This is a genomic window from Campylobacter sp. CNRCH_2013_0855, assembly GCF_025773025.1.
Taxonomy (GTDB): Bacteria; Campylobacterota; Campylobacteria; order Campylobacterales; family Campylobacteraceae; genus Campylobacter_D; species Campylobacter_D jejuni_C.
In genome coordinates, this window is record NZ_JAKMTE010000018.1 from 1 (window position 1) to 18466 (window position 18466).

18 protein-coding genes are annotated in these 18466 nt (G+C 30.4%); 5 read left to right on the forward strand and 13 right to left on the reverse strand.

Annotated features, from left to right (window positions below):
- Nucleotides 1-965: PDC sensor domain-containing protein (locus tag L8X40_RS07590; RefSeq protein WP_263667624.1), on the reverse strand; the 965-nt coding region annotated here is incomplete at its 3' end.
- A gap of 107 nt (nt 966-1072) precedes the next feature.
- Entirely contained in the window at nt 1073-1528 is a 456-nt protein-coding gene (locus L8X40_RS07595) for a low molecular weight protein-tyrosine-phosphatase (protein ID WP_087700156.1), read from the reverse strand.
- A gap of 204 nt (nt 1529-1732) precedes the next feature.
- On the opposite strand from L8X40_RS07595, the gene thiD reads away from it, so the two are divergent.
- The 4 genes from thiD to L8X40_RS07615 are packed head-to-tail and all read left to right on the forward strand — an operon-like array spanning nt 1733 to nt 4581.
- Nucleotides 1733-2545 carry a bifunctional hydroxymethylpyrimidine kinase/phosphomethylpyrimidine kinase gene (thiD, locus tag L8X40_RS07600; RefSeq protein WP_087700159.1) on the forward strand — a complete coding sequence of 271 codons (813 nt, stop codon included), beginning with the start codon at nt 1733-1735 and terminating at the stop codon, nt 2543-2545.
- 2 nt (nt 2546-2547) lie between these two features.
- Entirely contained in the window at nt 2548-3330 is a 783-nt protein-coding gene (thiM, locus tag L8X40_RS07605; protein ID WP_263667625.1) for a hydroxyethylthiazole kinase, read from the forward strand.
- Nucleotides 3317-3943, forward strand: coding sequence for a thiamine phosphate synthase (gene thiE, locus L8X40_RS07610; RefSeq protein ID WP_214126498.1), 627 nt, complete (start codon nt 3317-3319; stop codon nt 3941-3943). The genes thiM and thiE overlap by 14 nt, the downstream gene beginning before the upstream one ends.
- Nucleotides 3940-4581 carry a uroporphyrinogen-III synthase gene (locus tag L8X40_RS07615; protein ID WP_315903301.1) on the forward strand — a complete coding sequence of 214 codons (642 nt, stop codon included), beginning with the start codon at nt 3940-3942 and terminating at the stop codon, nt 4579-4581. Before thiE ends, L8X40_RS07615 begins: the two co-directional genes overlap by 4 nt.
- On the opposite strand, the gene L8X40_RS07620 is transcribed toward L8X40_RS07615, so the two are convergent.
- Nucleotides 4562-5890, reverse strand: coding sequence for an MATE family efflux transporter (locus L8X40_RS07620; protein ID WP_391527397.1), 1329 nt, complete (start codon nt 5888-5890; stop codon nt 4562-4564). The two genes, L8X40_RS07615 and L8X40_RS07620, sit on opposite strands and share 20 nt — an antisense overlap.
- Before the next feature lie 282 nt (nt 5891-6172).
- On the opposite strand from L8X40_RS07620, the gene L8X40_RS07625 reads away from it, so the two are divergent.
- On the forward strand, nt 6173-6793 hold the full coding sequence (locus L8X40_RS07625) for a hypothetical protein (protein ID WP_087700168.1): 621 nt from the start codon (nt 6173-6175) through the stop codon (nt 6791-6793).
- 23 nt (nt 6794-6816) lie between these two features.
- Here the strand turns inward: L8X40_RS07625 and lepA are convergent, their stop codons facing one another.
- The 10 genes from lepA to L8X40_RS07675 all read right to left on the reverse strand — a co-directional run bounded on the left by lepA (nt 6817) and on the right by L8X40_RS07675 (nt 18401).
- Nucleotides 6817-8613 (reverse strand): translation elongation factor 4, encoded by a 1797-nt coding sequence (gene lepA / locus L8X40_RS07630; protein ID WP_087700170.1) that lies wholly within the window; start codon nt 8611-8613, stop codon nt 6817-6819.
- Nucleotides 8614-8616: 3 nt separating this feature from the next.
- Entirely contained in the window at nt 8617-8919 is a 303-nt protein-coding gene (locus L8X40_RS08625; RefSeq protein ID WP_141085242.1) for a hypothetical protein, read from the reverse strand.
- A 156-nt stretch (nt 8920-9075) separates the two neighbouring features.
- Entirely contained in the window at nt 9076-12306 is a 3231-nt protein-coding gene (gene ccsB, locus L8X40_RS07640; protein WP_214100706.1) for a c-type cytochrome biogenesis protein CcsB, read from the reverse strand.
- Between the two features lie 3 nt (nt 12307-12309).
- Nucleotides 12310-13005, reverse strand: a complete 696-nt coding sequence (locus tag L8X40_RS07645; RefSeq protein WP_087700176.1) for an ABC transporter ATP-binding protein — start codon at nt 13003-13005, stop codon at nt 12310-12312.
- Nucleotides 12992-13762: a high-affinity branched-chain amino acid transporter, ATP-binding protein gene (locus L8X40_RS07650; RefSeq protein ID WP_039618805.1), complete on the reverse strand. Its 771-nt coding sequence runs from the start codon at nt 13760-13762 to the stop codon at nt 12992-12994. Before L8X40_RS07650 ends, L8X40_RS07645 begins: the two co-directional genes overlap by 14 nt.
- Nucleotides 13759-14790 (reverse strand): branched-chain amino acid ABC transporter permease, encoded by a 1032-nt coding sequence (locus L8X40_RS07655; RefSeq protein ID WP_214126501.1) that lies wholly within the window; start codon nt 14788-14790, stop codon nt 13759-13761. The genes L8X40_RS07650 and L8X40_RS07655 overlap by 4 nt, the downstream gene beginning before the upstream one ends.
- 1 nt (nt 14791) lies before the next feature.
- Nucleotides 14792-15688, reverse strand: coding sequence for a branched-chain amino acid ABC transporter permease (locus tag L8X40_RS07660; protein ID WP_087700180.1), 897 nt, complete (start codon nt 15686-15688; stop codon nt 14792-14794).
- 20 nt (nt 15689-15708) lie between these two features.
- Nucleotides 15709-16824 (reverse strand): ABC transporter substrate-binding protein, encoded by a 1116-nt coding sequence (locus tag L8X40_RS07665; RefSeq protein ID WP_087700181.1) that lies wholly within the window; start codon nt 16822-16824, stop codon nt 15709-15711.
- 11 nt (nt 16825-16835) lie between these two features.
- Nucleotides 16836-17948 (reverse strand): ABC transporter substrate-binding protein, encoded by a 1113-nt coding sequence (locus L8X40_RS07670; protein WP_263667626.1) that lies wholly within the window; start codon nt 17946-17948, stop codon nt 16836-16838.
- Nucleotides 17949-17963: 15 nt separating this feature from the next.
- Nucleotides 17964-18401 (reverse strand): c-type cytochrome, encoded by a 438-nt coding sequence (locus L8X40_RS07675; RefSeq protein ID WP_087700185.1) that lies wholly within the window; start codon nt 18399-18401, stop codon nt 17964-17966.
- Nucleotides 18402-18466: the final 65 nt, after the last annotated feature.

Here is an 18466-nt window from a genome sequence, read left to right on the forward strand (position 1 = left end):
TTTTGAATAGCTTGTAAAGGTGATAAATAATAAGAAATAATAAAATAAAGCAAGATAATACTAGCTATGCTTGTGAAAATAACAATAGAGGTTTGAATATAAGCTATTTTTAAAGCCGGAGCTTCTATTACTTCTATATCTTCACCTGCACATGTTGTATAGCCATCAATTTTTACACAAATACCAAATCTATCTTTACCTTTTTGAGTGGTATAATTAAAGATGTTGTAATCTCCAGCTTGTTCATAACTTTTTGCTACAGTAACAATATCTGGATTCTTTTCTTTGCTAATTAGTGTCTTATCTGTTGCTGCAAAAACATTATATTCATGGTCAAACACAAAAGTTCTTCCTGGTAATTCACTAAATTCAGTTTGTAGATCTTTTACTAAAACATCAATGGCTAATATACCTATAAATTTGCCATCTTTAACTAAAGGCATAGCATAGGTAAAACAAGGTAAACCTGTCGTTGCATCAATGTAAGCTGCAGTAATATATAAGCCATTTTTCTTTTTAGCTTCTATATAAAATTCTCTTGTTGTTGCATCGTAGTTGTCTGCTTTGCCATAAGTTCCATATTCTAATCCTTTGCTATCACTGTCTGGATCACTTACTACTAACTCACCATTTGGTTGAGCAATATAAACAGCCAAATAATTACCTGCATCTCTAAAAGATTTTAAAAGTTTTCCTGTGTTACGCATTAGTTTTTCTTGTGTATCGAGTTCTTCGTAAGAAAATCTTGTAATAGCTTGTGATAATCTTTCTAAAGAATTGATGTTAATATTTTTAAAATCTCTCATGGATTTTTCTGCAGCTCTAACATAGTTTGTCTCAGCTTTTATAACTTCATAATTTAAAGCTTTTTTGGTGAAAATAAAACTAATAACACCTAAAATTATAAGACAAACTACAGCCATAATATTCGCAATAAGCGATAATTTTAATTTGATACTTTTCAACAAAAACTCCTTTTTTTTGATTTAATTTATTTTAAAGATAAATTTGCAATACTCCTATTATATCAAAAAAAAAAAAAATAAAATAAAAATAAAAAACATATGATGAATTATTTTTTAACAGTGGATAATAGATTACAACAAGCGTTAAACAATATTTGATAAGTTTCATCAAAATTCCTACTATACCAAGGATCAGGAACTTCATCATACCCTAATTCTAATGCAAAAGAGGTAATTTTGCGAATTTTATGTTTTACACTTGGAAAATTTTTAACTACATCATTGTAATTGGAGTTATCCATTACTATAATTAAATCATTATCTTCGCACATTTTTAAGCTTAGTTTTTGACTGCAAAATGGCTTGGAGATGATATTTTTGCTATTTAACATGGCTTTGGTTTTATAATGCATGTCTTCTCCATCGTGGTAACCTGAAGTACCTGCGCTAGAAATAACAAATTCATTATTTAAATTTTCTTTTGATATAAGATCTTTCATAATAAATTCGGCCATAGGAGAACGACAGATATTTCCCAGGCAAACAAAAATAATCTTAGTCATTTTTTCCTCTAAAATTGTGTAGTTTTTTCAAAATTATAGCAGTATTTTGAAATATTTTTAAAGATTAATTAAAACTAAGATATAATTTTTTCATTAGCGGGGAGCTTTTGCTGAGAGGAAGTTAGACTTCGACCCTTGAGGAGTTTGGTAATGCAAACTTTGAATTCTTGCAAAAACTTTCCTTTTTTATAAAAAAGGATAAAAATGATACAAGCAAAAACAAAAACTAAAATTCCTATCTTAACTATAGCTGGGAGTGATTGTAGTGGTGGAGCTGGCATACAAGCTGATTTAAAAACTTTTAGCGCGCATAATTTATTTGGTATGAGTGTGATTTTAAGTGTAGTAGCTGAAAATACTGCAAGAGTGATTTCTTGCTTTGATATACCAACTAAGATAATAGATGAGCAAATGCTAGCAGTTTATGAAGATATAGAGCCAGTTGCTGTGAAAATTGGAATGCTAGGTTCAAAAGAAATTATAACTTGTGTAAAAGAAAATTTATTACGCTTTAAGGCTAAAAATGTAGTGATAGATCCTGTGATGTTCGCAAAAAATGGTTATGCTTTAATGCCTTTAGAAAATTGTCAATTTTTTAAAGATGAAATTTTATCTTTGGCTGATGTGCTTACTCCAAATATACCTGAGGCTGAGTTTTTGTGTGATTTTAAAATATTTAATGAAGAGGACATGAAAAAAGCTGCTATAAAACTTCACAAAGAAGGCGCAAAAAGCGTCTTAATTAAAGGTGGACATAGTAAAGATAACACTAATGATGTTTTTTACGATGGAAAGGAATTTAGTATTTTTAAAGCAGAAAAAATCAGCACAAAAAACACACATGGCACAGGTTGTACATTAAGTTCGGCTATAGCTAGCAATCTTGCTTTAGGTAAAGAAAAACATGAAGCTATAAAGCTTGCTAAAGATTATGTATACGGAGCTATATTAAATTCTTTAGCACTTGGAAAAGGTTATGGTCCAACTAATCACTTTTTTCAATATGACAAGGAGTAAAAATGATTATCAAAGCGGTAAGAGAAAAAAATCCTTTGATTCATCATATTACCAACTATGTTACAGCTAATGATTGTGCAAATGTAACTATAGCAATGGGAGCAAGTGCTGCTATGGCTGATTTTTATGAAGAACAAGTTGATTTTGCTAAAATAGGCTCAGCTTTAGTATTAAATACAGGCACGATTAGTCAGCTTGTAGCTAATTCTATGTTAAAAGCGATCAAGGAGTATGCTTTATTAAATAAACCTATAGTTTTTGATCCTGTTGCTTTGGGTGTTAGCAAGGCAAGAGATGGGATTAATTTTGAATTGCTTAATCTAAAAGGTATTAGTATTGTTAAAGCAAATGCATCTGAAATGGCTAGTGTTATAGGTTTAGATGGTAAAGCAAGAGGGGTTGATAGTACTTTTGTGATCAATGATGAGTTTTTAGAAAAAGCTAGAGAATACTCTTATAAAACCAAGCGTGCTTTAGCCATAACTGGAAAAATTGATTATATTGTAAATCAAGAGCGTATTGCTAAAATTTATAATGGATCTATTATGGCTACTAAAATAACTGGAGCAGGTTGCATGTGTGCTTCTTTGTGTGGAGTTTTTGCAGGAGTGCTAGAAGATAAATTTCAAGCTAGTTTATATGCTTTGCTTAGTTTTGGTATAGCTAGTGAAATCGCTCAAGAACTTTCTAGTGGAAGTGGTAGTTTTAGAGTAAATTTAATCGATGCTTTAAGTAATTTAGATGATGAAGAAATTAAAAAAAGAGCTAAATATGAAATCATTTAAAATTTATCTTGTTGCAAGCAAGGGTGAAAAAAGTGAAAGTGAGTTTTTAAATATTTTAGAAGCTTCTTTGAAAGCTAAGATTGATATTTTACAACTTAGGGAAAAAAATCTTAGCACTTTAGAATTTTATAATCTTGCTTTAAAAGTTAAAGCTTTGTGTGAAAAATACAATACGCCTTTTTTGATAAATGATAGAATCGATATAGCCATGGCTGTGAATGCAAATGGAGTGCATATAGGTCAAAAGGATATGCCTTTAAAAAAAGCAAGAGAGCTTTTGGGCGAAGATAAAATCATAGGACTTACGATCAATCATAAAAGTGAGCTTGTTAATACTCAAGGTGCTACTTATCTTGGAGTAGGGGCTGTTTTTGCTACGCCTAGCAAGCAAGATTGTGTTGTGCTTGGTGTAGATGGATTAAAAGAAATTACTAGTTTAGCTTCTTTGCCTATTGTAGCTATAGGTGGGATAGATGAAGCTAATTTAAATTTGCTTAAAGATTGTAATATACAAGGTATAGCTGTGGTTAGAGCAATAATGCAAGCAAAAGATCCTTTTAATGCAACTTTAAATTTAAGATCAAGTTTTGATCAAACTTTTATAGGAAAATAATGGTTTATTTTATAGGAGATAAAGAATTTGATGGCGTTAAGACTATAAGATTAAATGAAATTAAATTTCTTAATTTTGAAGTTAATTTAAAGGAATTTGATTGTTTAATCATTAGCTCTAAGAATGCATTAAGAGCATTAATGTCAAGTAAAAGCAAAATTGATTTTGATATTAAACTTTATGCTGTGGGTCAAAAAAGTGCTGATTTTGCAAAAGAGCTTGGCTTTAAAAATGCCAAATATCCTAGCAAGGCTTATGGTAAAAATTTAGCTAGTGAGTTTTTATCTGAGTTTAAAAATAAAAAATGTCTTTATTTAAGAGCGAAGAAAATTAGTTCGGGTCTTGATGAGTATTTGTTAAAAGAAAATATCTTTTTAAAACAATTAATTGTTTATGAAAATATAGCCATAGAGCCTAAAAAAGATGAGCTAAAAATACATCATCCAAGTGTTTTTATCTTTAGCGCTCCATCAAGCATAGAGCAATTTTTGAAATTTTTTACATTAGAAAAAGAAGATAAGGTTGTAGTTATAGGTCAAAGTACAGCTTTAAAGCTCCGTAATCTTAAAAATTTATATATATGTAAAGAGCAAGATCTAAACTCTTGTTTGAAATTAGCTAAGAGTTTAGATCTTTAAAAGTTTTATACAATAAAAATGAAGCAATAAACGCCATAAAAACTTCACTTACAAAAGAAGTAAGCCAAACCCCATTTAAGCCAAAATAATGCGATAGTATTTGTATAAAAACAAAAGGCAATATAAAACTTTGTATCATAGATATGATTAAAGAAAGCATAGGTTTATCTAAGGCAGTAAAAAAAGACGCACAAAGTTTTCCAAGCCAACTTAATAAAAAGGAAAAAGAAAACAACATAAGTGCATTTTGTGCTATATTTGCAAAATCAACTTCATCATTTTTATTAAAAAAAGAAACCATAATTTCGTTGAAAAAAAATGTGAGTAAGAAGATAGAAGTTCCAAATACACTAGATGCTATAAGCATTCTTTTAAAAATAGCTTGAATTCTTAATATGTTTTTGTAGCCGTAGTTGTAACTTATGGCAGGTTGCATGGCTTCGCACATTGATAAAATCAAAGCAAAGGTAAAAGTGCTTAAATAAAGTATAACAGAAAAAGCTGCTAGTGCTTGATTTCCTGCTATTTTTAATAATATAGTATTAGCTAGTATAGTGTAAATAGAGCTTGATATGTTAGAAAAAAATTCAGAAGAGCCATTATAGATGATATTTTTGAGTATTTTTAAACTAATCATAGGTCTTTTAAATTTTAAAATTAAATTTTTAAAAACAAAAGGTATAAAACTCAAAATAGTACCTAAAAACATTCCTAAACAAGTTGCTAGAGCAGCTGAAAATAAACTCCATTCAAAAACAACTATAAAAAGCCAATCTAAAACTATATTGCTTAAAGCTACTGTGATATTAACCACCATGCTATAAAATGTTTTACCGCATATTCTTAAATAATTATCCATAGCAAAAGCCAACATGATAAAGGGTGCAAAAAGAGCAAAAATTTGCATATATTCAGTAGATAAATTTTGTATGTTTTCATCAGCCCCCATAAGAGCACTTAAAGGTCTTGTTAAAAAAAATCCTAGTATTCCCATTATACAAGAGATGATAAAAATTAAAATGATACAAAAAGAAAAAATAGCTCTTGCTTTTTCGATTTTTCCTTTGCCTAGATTGATTGCTATTTGCACTGATGAGCCTATAGCTATCATATCCGCTAGGGCAAAGCTTATCATGATAAAGGGCATTACTAAATTCATAGCAGCAAGAGCATCTGTTCCTAAGTATCTTCCAACAAAAATCCCATCAATGATAACATAAAGGTATATAAATGCAGCACTTGCCATATTAGGCAGGGCACATTTGTAAAATAATATAGTAGCGTTTGTATTAGTATAAAAATTGTGCAATGACATAGTTTTCCTTATTAGTATTTATTTATTATCTGTTTAATAAATTGTATAAATAAAATAAAGCTAATAAAGAGATTCGATGCCTTCTATAGTATCTTTAAAATATGGATCTGAAATTTCAATAAAACAATCTTTGAAAAACATAAATCACCTAAATTTTAAAAATCCTATATTGTATAATACAAAATTATTATATTGTAAAAGTCTTTATTTTCTGCTTAATATTCATTTTATTTTTTTTTATCCGATTTTTATAAACCCACAAAAAAAGGAGCAAGGATGCAGATAAATTCGTATTCACGTGTGGCAGTGGAGTCACAGATTAGCAATAGGAAGGCTGATTCGAATACAAAACTTGAAGATGCCAATACTAAAAGTGCTAATAGTACAAAAGATATTGATGAGGATAAGCTTAGTAAGCTTGCTAGCATAGGTGGAAAAGGTATAACAGAACTTTATGCTATGAGCTTTATGCAACAAGCATTTAGTATGAGTTCCTCTAATGGTTTAACTCAAGCTGGGATTTTTCAAGGAACTCAGTCTAAGGATTCTTTAACGGCTATTCTATCAAATGTAGATTTTAAAGCTATAGGATATGAAGGTAAAGATATACTTAGTTTAAATGCTGATGAGGCAAAAGAGCTTATTGGGGAAGATGGGTATTTTGGTGTAGCAAAAACATCTCAAAGATTGGCTGATTTTGTTATTAATGGAGCTGGTGAAGATATGGAAAAACTCCAAAAAGGTTTAGAAGGTCTAAAAGCAGGATTTGCGCAAGCGGAAAAAATGTGGGGTGGCAAACTTCCTGATATCAGCTATGAAACAATTGATAAAGCTATTGAAAAAGTAACTCAAAAAATTAATGAAATGGGTGGAAATTCTTTAGATATCAATGCATAATTCCCTAGTTTTAAACTAGGGATTTAGTCTATTTTTAAAACGCTTAAAAATGCTTCTTGAGGTAAATGTACTTTACCAATGGCTTTCATTCTTTTTTTACCTTCTTTTTGTTTTTCAAGAAGTTTCCTTTTTCTAGTAATATCCCCACCATAGCATTTTGCAGTTACATTTTTACCCATAGATTTTACATTTTCTCTTGCAATGATTTTGTTTCCTATGCTTGCTTGGATGGCAACTTCAAAAAGCTGTCTCGGGACGATTTCTTTCATCGCTTTTACTAATTCTCTACCTTTGCTTAATGCTTTTTCATTTGGTACTATAATGCTTAGTGCATCGACATTTTCACCAGCTACTTTAATATCAAGTTTTACAAGATCTCCTACTCTAAATTCAATAGGCTCATAATCAAAACTAGCATAACCTTTAGTGAGTGACTTGAGTTTATCATAAAAATCCATAACGATTTCGTTTAAAGGTATATCATACTCAAGTAAAACACGCTCAGGAGTGATATAATCCATCTTAACTTGCATACCGCGTTTGCGATTTAAAAGAGTGATTAAATTTCCTAGATACTCACTTGGAGTTATAATGGTTGCTTTTACATAAGGTTCTTTTATATGATCGATTTTATTTACTGGAGGTAGCTCGCTTGGATTTTGAATTTTTAAAACTTCTCCATCGGTTTGATAAATTTCATAAGTAACAGTTGGAGCAGTAGCAATCAAATCAAGGTTAAACTCACGTTCAAGTCTTTCTTTAATAACCTCCATGTGTAGAAGACCTAAAAAACCAACTCTAAAACCAAATCCTAAAGCAAGGGAAGTTTCAGGTTCATAGGTAATAGAACTATCATTAAGTTTTAATTTATCTAAAGCATCTCTTAAATCTTCAAATTTATCCGTTTCTATAGGATATAATCCTGCAAAAACAAAAGCCTTAGCCTTTTCAAAACCACCGATAGCTTCTTTTGCTTTATTTTTTGTTAATGTTATGGTATCGCCCACTTGAACATCGGCAACATTTTTAAGTCCAAGTACAATAACACCTACTTCACCTGATTCTAATTTTTTAGTTTTTATAGGACTTAATGGATGAGGATAAAAAAGATCTTGTACAAGATGTTTTTTATCTGTACTCATAACCAAAACTTCATCATTTTTAGCTATATTTCCCTCATAAATTCTAACTAAAGCTAAAGCTCCAAGATAATTATCAAACCAAGAATCATAAATTAAAGCTTTAGTAGGTGCTTCATCATCAGTTTTTGGTGCAGGAATTTTTGTGATGATGGTTTCTATGAGTTCTTTTATACCTACACCTGTTTTTGCACTAACACAAATTGCATTAGAGCAATCAATTCCTATAATATGTTCTATTTCGTGCTTAACCTTTTCAATATCAGCTGAAGGAAGATCTATTTTATTAATCACTGGTATAATTTCAAGATCATTTTCTAAGGCTATATAAACATTAGCTATAGTTTGAGCTTCTACACCTTGAGAAGCATCGACAACAAGCAAAGCTCCTTCACAACTTGCTAAAGAGCGACTTACTTCATAGGAAAAATCAACATGGCCCGGAGTGTCTATTAAATTTAATACATATTCTTCATTATTAAATTTATAATTTAAACGTACAGATTGAGCTTTTATAGTTATACCACGCTCTTTTTCTATATCCATAGTATCCATTACTTGGGCACTCATTTGTCTATCGCTAATTGCACCGCATTCACTAATAATCCTATCAGCTAGTGTGCTTTTTCCATGGTCAATATGAGCTATAATAGAGAAATTTCTAATATTTTTCATTAAAATTCCTTAAGATTGTCTCATTTTTCTTTTTGCCAAACCTACTTGCTCATAAGCATCTATTTCTTTTTTTAGGGTTTTATATCTTTTTTTTAATTCATTGTTTAAAAAAGATATATTTTTTGGGCTAGCATTTGCATTAGCTGAAATAGCACTAACAAAATCTAGTTTTCTTTTGGTGGCGCTGTCTTTTGGGTTAGAGTTAAATTTTTGCGAATTTAGAAATTGCAAAATTAGCTCATGTAATTCTTGAGCATTTTTAGCATTATCAGCTTTTGATATAAATTCTTCTATATCATTTATTTTACCCATGGTATTATTACTTTTTATGGGCGTTGTTATAGATGATGTTTTTGAAATGTTTTTATCTTTATTGATAAAAAATATTATTATTATAATACCTAAAATAATTATAATAAATAGGGCGATAATTAAAAAAATCAAGAGAGAGCTTTTCATGATTTAGTCCTAAAGTTTTTTAGCATAAGATTTTTTAAGATAAGCACCTAGGCTTAATACTACCATAAACAAAAAGCCCCAATATACGTAATCAGGAATTTTTACAGAATCTCCTGCTGCATAAGAATGCATACCAGTTAAAAAGTAATTTACTCCAAAATAAGTCATAATAATTACCCAATATGCAAACATAGAGCAAACTGCAAAAGTATATTGATTAGCCCATTTTGGCACCATTCTAATGTGTAAAATAGCCGCATAAACTAAAATACTAATTAAAGCCCAAGTTTCTTTAGAGTCCCAACTCCAATATCTTCCCCAACTTTCATTTGCCCATATAGCACCCAAGAAATTTCCTACAGTAAGCAAGCAAAGCCCTAAAATCATAGCCATTTCATTAATTCTTGTTGCTTCTGTGATATTTCTTAAAATATTTTCATTGTGCTTGCCATTGATTTTTAGCATGCATAATAAAATAAGCACAAATATACCTAATAATGCACATAAACCTAAAAATCCATAACTAGCGGTGATAACTGAAACATGTATAGTTAGCCAGTATGATTGTAACACAGGAACTAAATTGGTAATTTGTGGATCCATTTGACTAAGATGAGCCACACCTAAAGTAACTCCTGCTAAAATAGAAGTTAAAGAAAGTGCAATAGGACTTTTTCTAGAAAAGAAAATTCCAGATAAGGATAAAGCCCAGGCTATATAAACCATACTCTCATAAGCATTACTCCATGGCGCACGACCTGCTATATACCAACGCAAAGCCAGGCCTAGAGTATGGATAAAAAATGCTACAATGTTAAACACATAAACACATTTAAAAATAAAATCAATGCGAATTTTTGGTAGAAGCATTTTAACAAAAACTATAATTAAAAGTAAAAATCCAGCACATAAATAAAGCGGAGTAAGATTTACAAAAATTTGACTTTTATTGAAAAAGATTTCTGTATTAATTTTTTTAGCACTTGGCATAACTTCATGGCCATATTTTTCTTGATAGTTTTTGATAGCATTTAAGTTTTTAGTTGCTTCATCCCAGTTGTTATGTACAATAGAGTTGCTAACTGCGTTGAAATAATTTTCTAAAATACTTTTAACTTCCGCACCTTCTTCGCCTTTTAAACCTATATAAGCTTCGCGTGGTGCTACCCATTGGTTGTTAGTGCTATTTTGTAAAGGGATAAATCTAAAAATATCGCCTGAAAAAATTAAATTTACAATATTTACCCTTTCATCAAGCTTGATAATTTCTTTATCAAAAACACTTCTACGATTTGGATTTTTTCTAATAGCATTTTCTACATATTTTTGTAGTTTATAAGCATCTGTAGTGAAAAAATCTTTAAAACTAGTATAAGCTCTAGGTTCAATATCTAAAATTTTAGAAATTTCTTCATTAACCAAACGACTTGTTGGCATAAAAATAACATCTTTATCATACCATGCACTGCCATCAAAAATCATTGATATGATAGTCGCTTCAGCACTTTGTCCTTGAAAGGTTGTATTTTTGTATATTTTTTCTAAAACTTCCATAGCTAAAGTATTAAAAGGCACCATTCTACCATCAGGCTTTTGCACTACTAAAGAAGCAAGTTCTTTAGCATGTGCTTCATCTACCTTGATGGGTTCATTTGCATAAGTATTTTGGTTTGCAAATAAAACTAATATAAAAGTCAAAATAGCACTTGTTTTTTTCAAGGTGTCTTGATTGATTAATTTAGCTAAGGTTCTAAATCTTGAATGAGGATTTAAAACATTTAAAAACATTCCTAATGTAAGCAAAAAATATCCAATATATGTAGGAATTTTACCCGGATCTTTGTTAACTGAAAGTATGGTACCAAGCTCATCTTGATCATAAGAACTTTGATAAAATCTATAACCTTGATAATCTAAAACATTATTCATAAAAATTTTATATTCTAATTTTTGTTCAGCATTATCAATTTCCACATAACTTGCATAAGACATAGGCGACATCGAGCCAGGATAGCGTTCTAGCTCAAAGTCTTTTAAGTACATTTCAAACGGCATTTCTATTCCTTTAGGACCCCATCTTAAAAAGAAAGGTTGACCTGCTACATCAATACGGATAGGTGAGTTGTATTCTACTAGGAAAACTTCTTTAGATTCTCCTTTGTAGCTTAGTTTTAATTTTAAAGCATTGATGGCATTATCTGAAAGTTGAGTTGGCATATATTTAGTGCTTTGTGCAAAATCTTTGAAATTATTTAATAAAGAATTATTCCAGTATTTTGCCTCGCCAAATAAAGAAATCAAAGCATTACGTCCTAGCTCTATCCAACTATTTTTAAACCAAGTAAAAAAGCTTTCATCTTGAGCTTGATTGATACCTTCTAAAGTTTTTTTACCATGCAAGGAAGCAAATTTAACTACTAAATTAATATCATTAAAAGAATATAATCTTAAATCCTTAGCTTGTGCTTTTTGGTTTGCTTTTAAAATATTTTCTTTACCATCACTCATTGACATGTATTTTAAGTCAAAGTCAGCACTTAGCTTTAGGTCTTTATCAATTTTTATATAAGGACTTGGAACAGAGTCATTTAAAAATGCTATATTAATACCATTAATATTTTCAATATCTCCTGCTTGAAAAAGCAATTCTTTAGACTCGTTATTTTGTGAAAGCATTAAAGATAAAAGTGGAGCAGAATTATTATCATCAATATAAACTTCTTTTGCATCTAAAATTAAATTTTCATATGCAATTTGAGCTTTTTCATCAGGTAATATTAAATCGAATGAAAAATCATTTACGAAAGGTAGGGTTGCTATGTATTCAGATTTTGAAGCACTATATACTTTATCATCTTTTAAAGTTGCTATGTAAATATAACTTTTTGAAGTTTCAATGATGTTATTTTTTTCATTTTCTCTAATGTGTAAATTTCCTTCAAATCCCATATATCTAGTCATAGCTGAACCTAATAATATAAATAAAAATGAGATATGGAAGATTAAAAGTGGTATTTTTTTCTTATTAAACATTTTATATTTGAAAAGAGCTACCAAAAGATTGATTCCTAGTATGAGTTGTATAAAGCCAAACCAAGATGTTCCATATATCATAGCCCATGCTGTTGGAGTGTTATAAGCACTTTCTATAAAAGTAGCTAAAGCGCAAAATAGAGCAAAGACTAAAAATAAAAAAATAGAGATTTTTATATCCCCAAAAGCTAAAAGTTGTTTTTTCATGAATTAAGCTCCAAGGTATTTTTTTCTAATCTCATCATTGCCGATAAGATCTTTTGCGGGTGCATGCATAGCGATTTTACCATTTTCTAAAACATAAGCATAGTCGCTGATTTTTAAAGCCGAAAAAGCATTTTGTTCTACTAGTAAAATAGTAATACCTTCTTCTTTTAATTTGACTATAATATCAAAAACCTCTCCAACTATTTTTGGAGCAAGACCTAATGAAGGCTCATCAAGCATTAAAAGTTTTGGTTCACTCATAAGCGCTCTTGAAATAGCTAGCATTTGAGCTTCCCCGCCACTTAGAGTTCCTGCAAGGGCATTTTTTTTATCTTTTAATCTTGGGAAAAGTCTATACATTTGATTTTTTAAATGCTCATAATTTTCTGCATTATTAAAAGCACCAATTTTTAAATTTTCTTCTATGGTAAGATTGATAAAAACTCTTCTTCCTTCAGGCACTAAAGCAATGCCTTTTTGAACTAGAGTGTGAGGCAAGTGTCTTTGGGTGTCATAACCTAAAAAAGTTATTTCGCCGGTTTTTTTTACACAATTTAGCATAGCATTAAGTGTTGAAGTTTTTCCTGCACCATTTGAGCCTATTAAACTAACTATACTTCCTGTTTTTATAGTAAAATCTATACCTTTAACAGCTTCTATTAAACCATAATAAACATGCAAATCTTTAACTACTAGCATTAAAATCTCCCAAATACGCACTAATTACTTCAGGGTTTTGCACTGCATCATTTGGTTTTCCTTCAAAAATAGTCCTACCATAATCAAGTACCATAACCCTATCGCAAAGTTTATTTACAAATTTCATATCATGTTCAATAAGCAAAACGCTGATTTTTTTGTTATCTCTTATGTTAAAAATTAACTCGGCTAAATCATCACTTTCTGTAGAATTCATACCTGCTGCAGGCTCATCTAGTAATAAAAGTTTAGGGTTTGTTGCTAAAGCTCTTGCTATTTCAACTTTCCTTTGCTGACCATAGCTTAAACTAGTAGCTTTTTCATCAGCCAAATGAGCGATATTGAGTTGTTCTAAAATTTCATAAGCTGCTTTTTTTGCATTTTTTTCTGCTTTAGAAAATCTTCCAAGGTGTAAAAAAGCTTCAAAAATATTATATTTAATGCTTTTATCAAAACCAATCAATACATTTTCTAAAACGCTCATACTAGAAAAAAGTCTGATGTTTTGAAAAGTTCTTGCAATACCTAGATGAACTATCTTGTGTGGTTTTAAATGATCAATTTTTTTTCCTAGAAAAAAGACTTCCCCGCTACTTGGTTTATAATTTCCTGTGATAATATTAAATAGAGTGGTTTTACCTGCGCCATTTGGACCTATAAGTCCAAAAATTTCACTTTCTCTAATAGCAAAAGAAGTATTTGTTATAGCATTAACTCCACCAAAATTTTTATGAATTTCTTTAAGTTCTAAAATCATTTTTTCTTCCTTTTAGAAAACTTAAATAAAACATCTGTTAGTTCTTTATCGCCCATTATTCCTCTTCTTGCAAAAAGCATTACTAAAATCAATATAACAGAAAAAACAACCATTCTAAGACCAGGCATAGCAGGAGTTTCATAACCAAAAATATTCATACTCTCATCTAAAAATCTTAAATACTCACTTCCGCCTATTACTAAAATAGCTCCGATGATAGCACCAGTAGTTGAACCTAAGCCACCTAAAACAATGATGATTAAAAGCTGGAAAGTAAATAAAAAGTCAAATTGTTCAGGTGAAACTGAAGCTAGTGCACAAGCTAATAAACCTCCACCAACGCCTTCTAAAAATGCTGAAGTGCTAAAGGCTAAGGTTTTGATATTAAAGGTATTTATACCCATTGCTAATGCCGCATCCTCATCATCTCTTACAGCTTTCATAGCTCTACCAAATTTTGAACTAACAATATTTAAGATGATAATAACAGAAAATATAGCAATCCCACCACTCCAGTATAAGGTGGTATGTTTAGGAATGTCATTTAGGCCTAAAGAACCATTTGTAACAGAAGCAAAGTTAATTGCCATTAGTTTGATAATAATTCCAAAGCCCAGTGTTACAATAGCTAAATAATCTCCTCTAACTCTAAATACTGCAAAAGCTAATACTAAAGATAAAAGCATAGCGCAAAGCCCAGCAGCAAGTAAAGCTACAATAAAACTTGGTGAATGAATCATCAAAATAAAGCTACTTGGATCTTCTAAAGAAAACTGATCGATTTTGCTTTCACTTGTAAGTAAAACTAAGGCTGCAACATAAGCCCCTATAGCTACAAAGCCATTTGGTTCTAGTGAAAATTGTCCTGTAACCCCATTGATAAGATTATAGCTTACTGCTAAGATTACAAAAATAGCAATATTGCTTAAAATTCCTATTTTATAATCATTGAAAAAATAAGGAGATACAAAAAGAAAAGCAAGTGCTATAATAAAAAAACTTAAATGTGTAATTTTTCTTGCAACCATCTTAAAACCTACTTTTTTCAAAATTAATACCTAAAATTCCGGTTGGTTTAAAAAGTAAAATCAATACTAAAAAGATAAACGCAAAAGCATCTTTAAAACCAGAAAGATCAGGAAAAATAGCAACTACAACAACTTCTGTAAATCCTATAATTAAGCCACCTAAAACTGCTCCAGCAACCGAACCAATACCACCTAAAACAGCAGCACCAAAGGCTTTAAGTCCTATAAGTGTCCCCATGCTAGGCTCAACAGAAGGATAACTAACAGCCCAAAAAATACCACCAATAGCAGCTAAAGCCGAGCCTAGTGCAAATACAATAGCGATAATACGATTTGCATCAATTCCCATTAAATTTACAGTATGAATATCAAAAGCTAAGGCTCTAATAGCAATGCCATATTTGCTTTTATAAAGTATGAATAAAACTACTAATAATATAAAAAATGTCAAAATAGGCACTAAAATACTATTAATACTAATACTGATATTATTAAAATTAATCACTGTTTCAAGATAGCTTGGCACAGGAAAATATTTTGGTGTTGAACCAAATAAGACATTAAATATATTTTGTATTAAAAAGCTTATACCTATGGCTGTGATAAGTAAAGAAATTCTAGGTGCTTTTCTTAGAGGTTTATAAGCTACTCTATCAATAGCTATACCTAAAGCTGCTGCAAATAACATAGCCAAGGAAAGGGCGCCCAAAAAAGGCACATTCATACTCGTAACACAAAATAAAGCTGAGTATGCACCCACCATCATAATATCGCCATGTGCGAAATTAATCAGTCTTAAAACACCATAGACCATTGTATAGCCTATAGCAATAAGTGCATACATACTACCTAAGCTAAAACCATTTATAATTTGCTGTAAAATTAAAGAACTATCCATTGAACCTCTTAAAAATTTATTTACGGAAGAATCGTATCTTTATAAATTTGCTTTTGATTTTCTATTGATTTTATAACAATTGAACGCGTAGCATTACCTGTTTTATCAATACTAATCACCCCGCTAACACCTTCAAATTTTGAAGTAGCGTGGATATTATTATTGATACATTCACTGTTAAAATCATTAATACATTTTTGCATAGCTTCAAAAATCACAAAATACGCATCTGCACCCATAGCTGTAAAATTTGGAACCTCTTTGCTTTGTTTTTCTTTTTCATAAGCTAATATAAAGTCTTTTGAAAGTTGCGTTGGTGGGTTGTTATAATCAAAACTATCAGTGAATAAATATCCTTCAGCTGCTTCTTGAGCTAGATTAATAAAGGTTTCATCAGCCACACCATCTGCTGAACCCATAGGGATATTTATACCCATTGCTTTTGCTTGGCGTACAAATAAAGAAGCCTCAGTGTAATATACTGGAAGATAAATAAAATCAGGTTTTAAATTTTTAATTTGTGAAAGAATAGCTTTGAAATCTTTATCGCCTGCTGTAATTCTAAATTTATCTAAAATTTTTCCACCTTGTTTGCTAAATTCTTTTTCAAAGGCTCTAGTTAAACCCAAAGAATAATCTGCACTTTGATCGCTAATTATCACAGCTTTAGTGTAATTTAGTTTGTTTTTTACATAATTAGCCAAAGATGAGCCTTGAAAACTATCCATAAAACAAACTCTGCTGGCATATAATTTTTTATTTAGAATTTTATCAGCAGTAGCTGCAGGAGCAACTACTGGTATCTTTTTTTCTTCACCAATTCTTATTACTTGTAAAGTGTTGGCTGTTAGCATTTCACCAATTAATGCATAAGCTTTATTTTGTGAAACTAATCTTGTACTAGCATTTGCACTTTCTATTTTATCGCCTTTTGTGTCAACTACTACTAAATTTACTTTATCTCCATTGCTTAAAGTATTTTTCATAGAATTTGCAATTTTCACTCCATCTAAAGCACTTTGTCCATAAGCTGCTGTAGAGCCTGTTAGAGGTAAAACTACGCCAATGTTAATTTCTTTTGCTTGTATGATATTACTAGCTATGATAGACAATATAGCTATGCTAATTTTTTTCATAGTTTAACCTTTCAAGGATTGATAATAGTTTTATAAACTTGTTTTTGTTCTTGTATTTCTTTTATAACTACAGAACGACTTGCATTGCCACTAGCATCTATGCTTATAACTCCACCTACGCCTTCAAAATTATTTGTTGAATGAATTTTTTCATTGATACATTGTACGTTAAGATTGTTCGCACATTCATTCATAGCATTTACCATTACATAATAAGCATCGGCCCCCATAGCAGAAAATGCTGGAAGTTCTTTGGTACCATGATCTTTTTCATAAGCTTCAATAAATTTCTTAGAAAGGGTTGTTGGAGGGTTGTTGTAATCAAAACTATCAGTAAAGATTACTCCATTTACAGCATCGCCACCAAGTTCGATAAAGGTTTTATTATTTACCCCATCGCCTGCACTTAAAAGTTTGTTAAAACCAACTGCTTTTGCTTGTCTTGCTATTAAGGCAGCTTCTGGGTGATAAATTGGCATATAAACAAAATCAGGGTTGATACTTTTAAGTTGAGAAACAATAGCTTTAAAGTCCTTATCACCTGAAGAAATAGTTAATTTTTTAAGTACTTTTCCACCATTTTGTTTAAATTCTTTTTCAAAAGCTCTTGCTAAACCTAATGAATATACATTGCTTTGATCAACTATTACAACTACGCTTTTTAAATTTAAATCTTTATAGGCATAGTTAGCAAATTTATCTCCTTGAAAACTATCCATGAAACAAACTCTGCTAGCGTAGCTTTTTTTATCTAAAAGTTTATCACCTGAAGCAACCGGAGCTATAGCAGGAATTTTTCTTTCTTCGGCTATAGATAAAACTTGCATAGTATTTGGTGTAACAGCCTCGCCTATAAGGCCTAAAACTTTATCTTGAGAGATAAGTCTAGTAGTGGCATTTGCTGCTTCTATTTTATCGCCTTTTGTATCAATAGCTATGATTTTAACACTATCCCCATTTTTTAAATTTGGGTTTAAAGTATTAGCCAGTTTAATGCCTTCATATACATCATTACCATAAGCTGCTAAAGTACCAGTAAGTGGTAAAACAATGCCTATTTTTACTTCTGCGGCATAAATTGAACTAGCACAAAGTAAACTAGCTAGCAGTAGATTTTTTTTCATGAAAACTCCTTTTTGTTATTTTAAAAATGTATTATGTTTGGTTTTTGGTGCAGGTTCTTCTTCTAAAAGATCTTTTTGGTTAAGCTCTATAGAAAAATTTTGACCTTTTAAATAAGCTATGATATGGTCCATATCACTCCCGCTTAATTTTTTAGCGTATATGCCCATTTGGATATTATCACTTGATTGATTTTTGTAATATCCATTAGCGTAATCTTTTAAAGCACCTTTGATTTCTTCCGGGCTTAAGTCTTTAATAGCTCTTTTACCATAAGAATTTTGTTCTCCATTTTCTCCATGGCAAGTATTGCATTTGTTTTTAAAATATATTTCTTTAGCTTTTTCTAAGTCATAGCTAATGTTATCATTAAAAGTATAAGTAAATAAAGATTTTACATTAAAAGCTAATAGTGAATTGACAAATAAAATACTTACAATAAACAAGCGTAACATAAATATGCCTTTTTTAAATATAAATAAAGCTCGATTATATCTAAAAAAAATAAACAATTTTACTC

Bases quoted from the DNA above. Each gene is read 5' to 3' on its own strand.
- L8X40_RS07595 (WP_087700156.1), bottom strand. From the start codon at position 1,528: ATGACTAAGATTATTTTTGTTTGCCTGGGAAATATCTGTCGTTCTCCT.
- thiD (WP_087700159.1), top strand. From the start codon at position 1,733: ATGATACAAGCAAAAACAAAAACTAAAATTCCTATCTTAACTATAGCT.
- thiM (WP_263667625.1), top strand. From the start codon at position 2,548: ATGATTATCAAAGCGGTAAGAGAAAAAAATCCTTTGATTCATCATATT.
- thiE (WP_214126498.1), top strand. From the start codon at position 3,317: ATGAAATCATTTAAAATTTATCTTGTTGCAAGCAAGGGTGAAAAAAGT.
- L8X40_RS07625 (WP_087700168.1), top strand. From the start codon at position 6,173: ATGCAGATAAATTCGTATTCACGTGTGGCAGTGGAGTCACAGATTAGC.
- L8X40_RS08625 (WP_141085242.1), bottom strand. From the start codon at position 8,919: ATGGGTAAAATAAATGATATAGAAGAATTTATATCAAAAGCTGATAAT.
- ccsB (WP_214100706.1), bottom strand. From the start codon at position 12,306: ATGAAAAAACAACTTTTAGCTTTTGGGGATATAAAAATCTCTATTTTT.
- L8X40_RS07645 (WP_087700176.1), bottom strand. From the start codon at position 13,005: ATGCTAGTAGTTAAAGATTTGCATGTTTATTATGGTTTAATAGAAGCT.
- L8X40_RS07650 (WP_039618805.1), bottom strand. From the start codon at position 13,762: ATGATTTTAGAACTTAAAGAAATTCATAAAAATTTTGGTGGAGTTAAT.
- L8X40_RS07655 (WP_214126501.1), bottom strand. From the start codon at position 14,790: ATGGTTGCAAGAAAAATTACACATTTAAGTTTTTTTATTATAGCACTT.
- L8X40_RS07660 (WP_087700180.1), bottom strand. From the start codon at position 15,688: ATGGATAGTTCTTTAATTTTACAGCAAATTATAAATGGTTTTAGCTTA.
- L8X40_RS07665 (WP_087700181.1), bottom strand. From the start codon at position 16,824: ATGAAAAAAATTAGCATAGCTATATTGTCTATCATAGCTAGTAATATC.
- L8X40_RS07670 (WP_263667626.1), bottom strand. From the start codon at position 17,948: ATGAAAAAAAATCTACTGCTAGCTAGTTTACTTTGTGCTAGTTCAATT.
- L8X40_RS07675 (WP_087700185.1), bottom strand. From the start codon at position 18,401: ATGTTACGCTTGTTTATTGTAAGTATTTTATTTGTCAATTCACTATTA.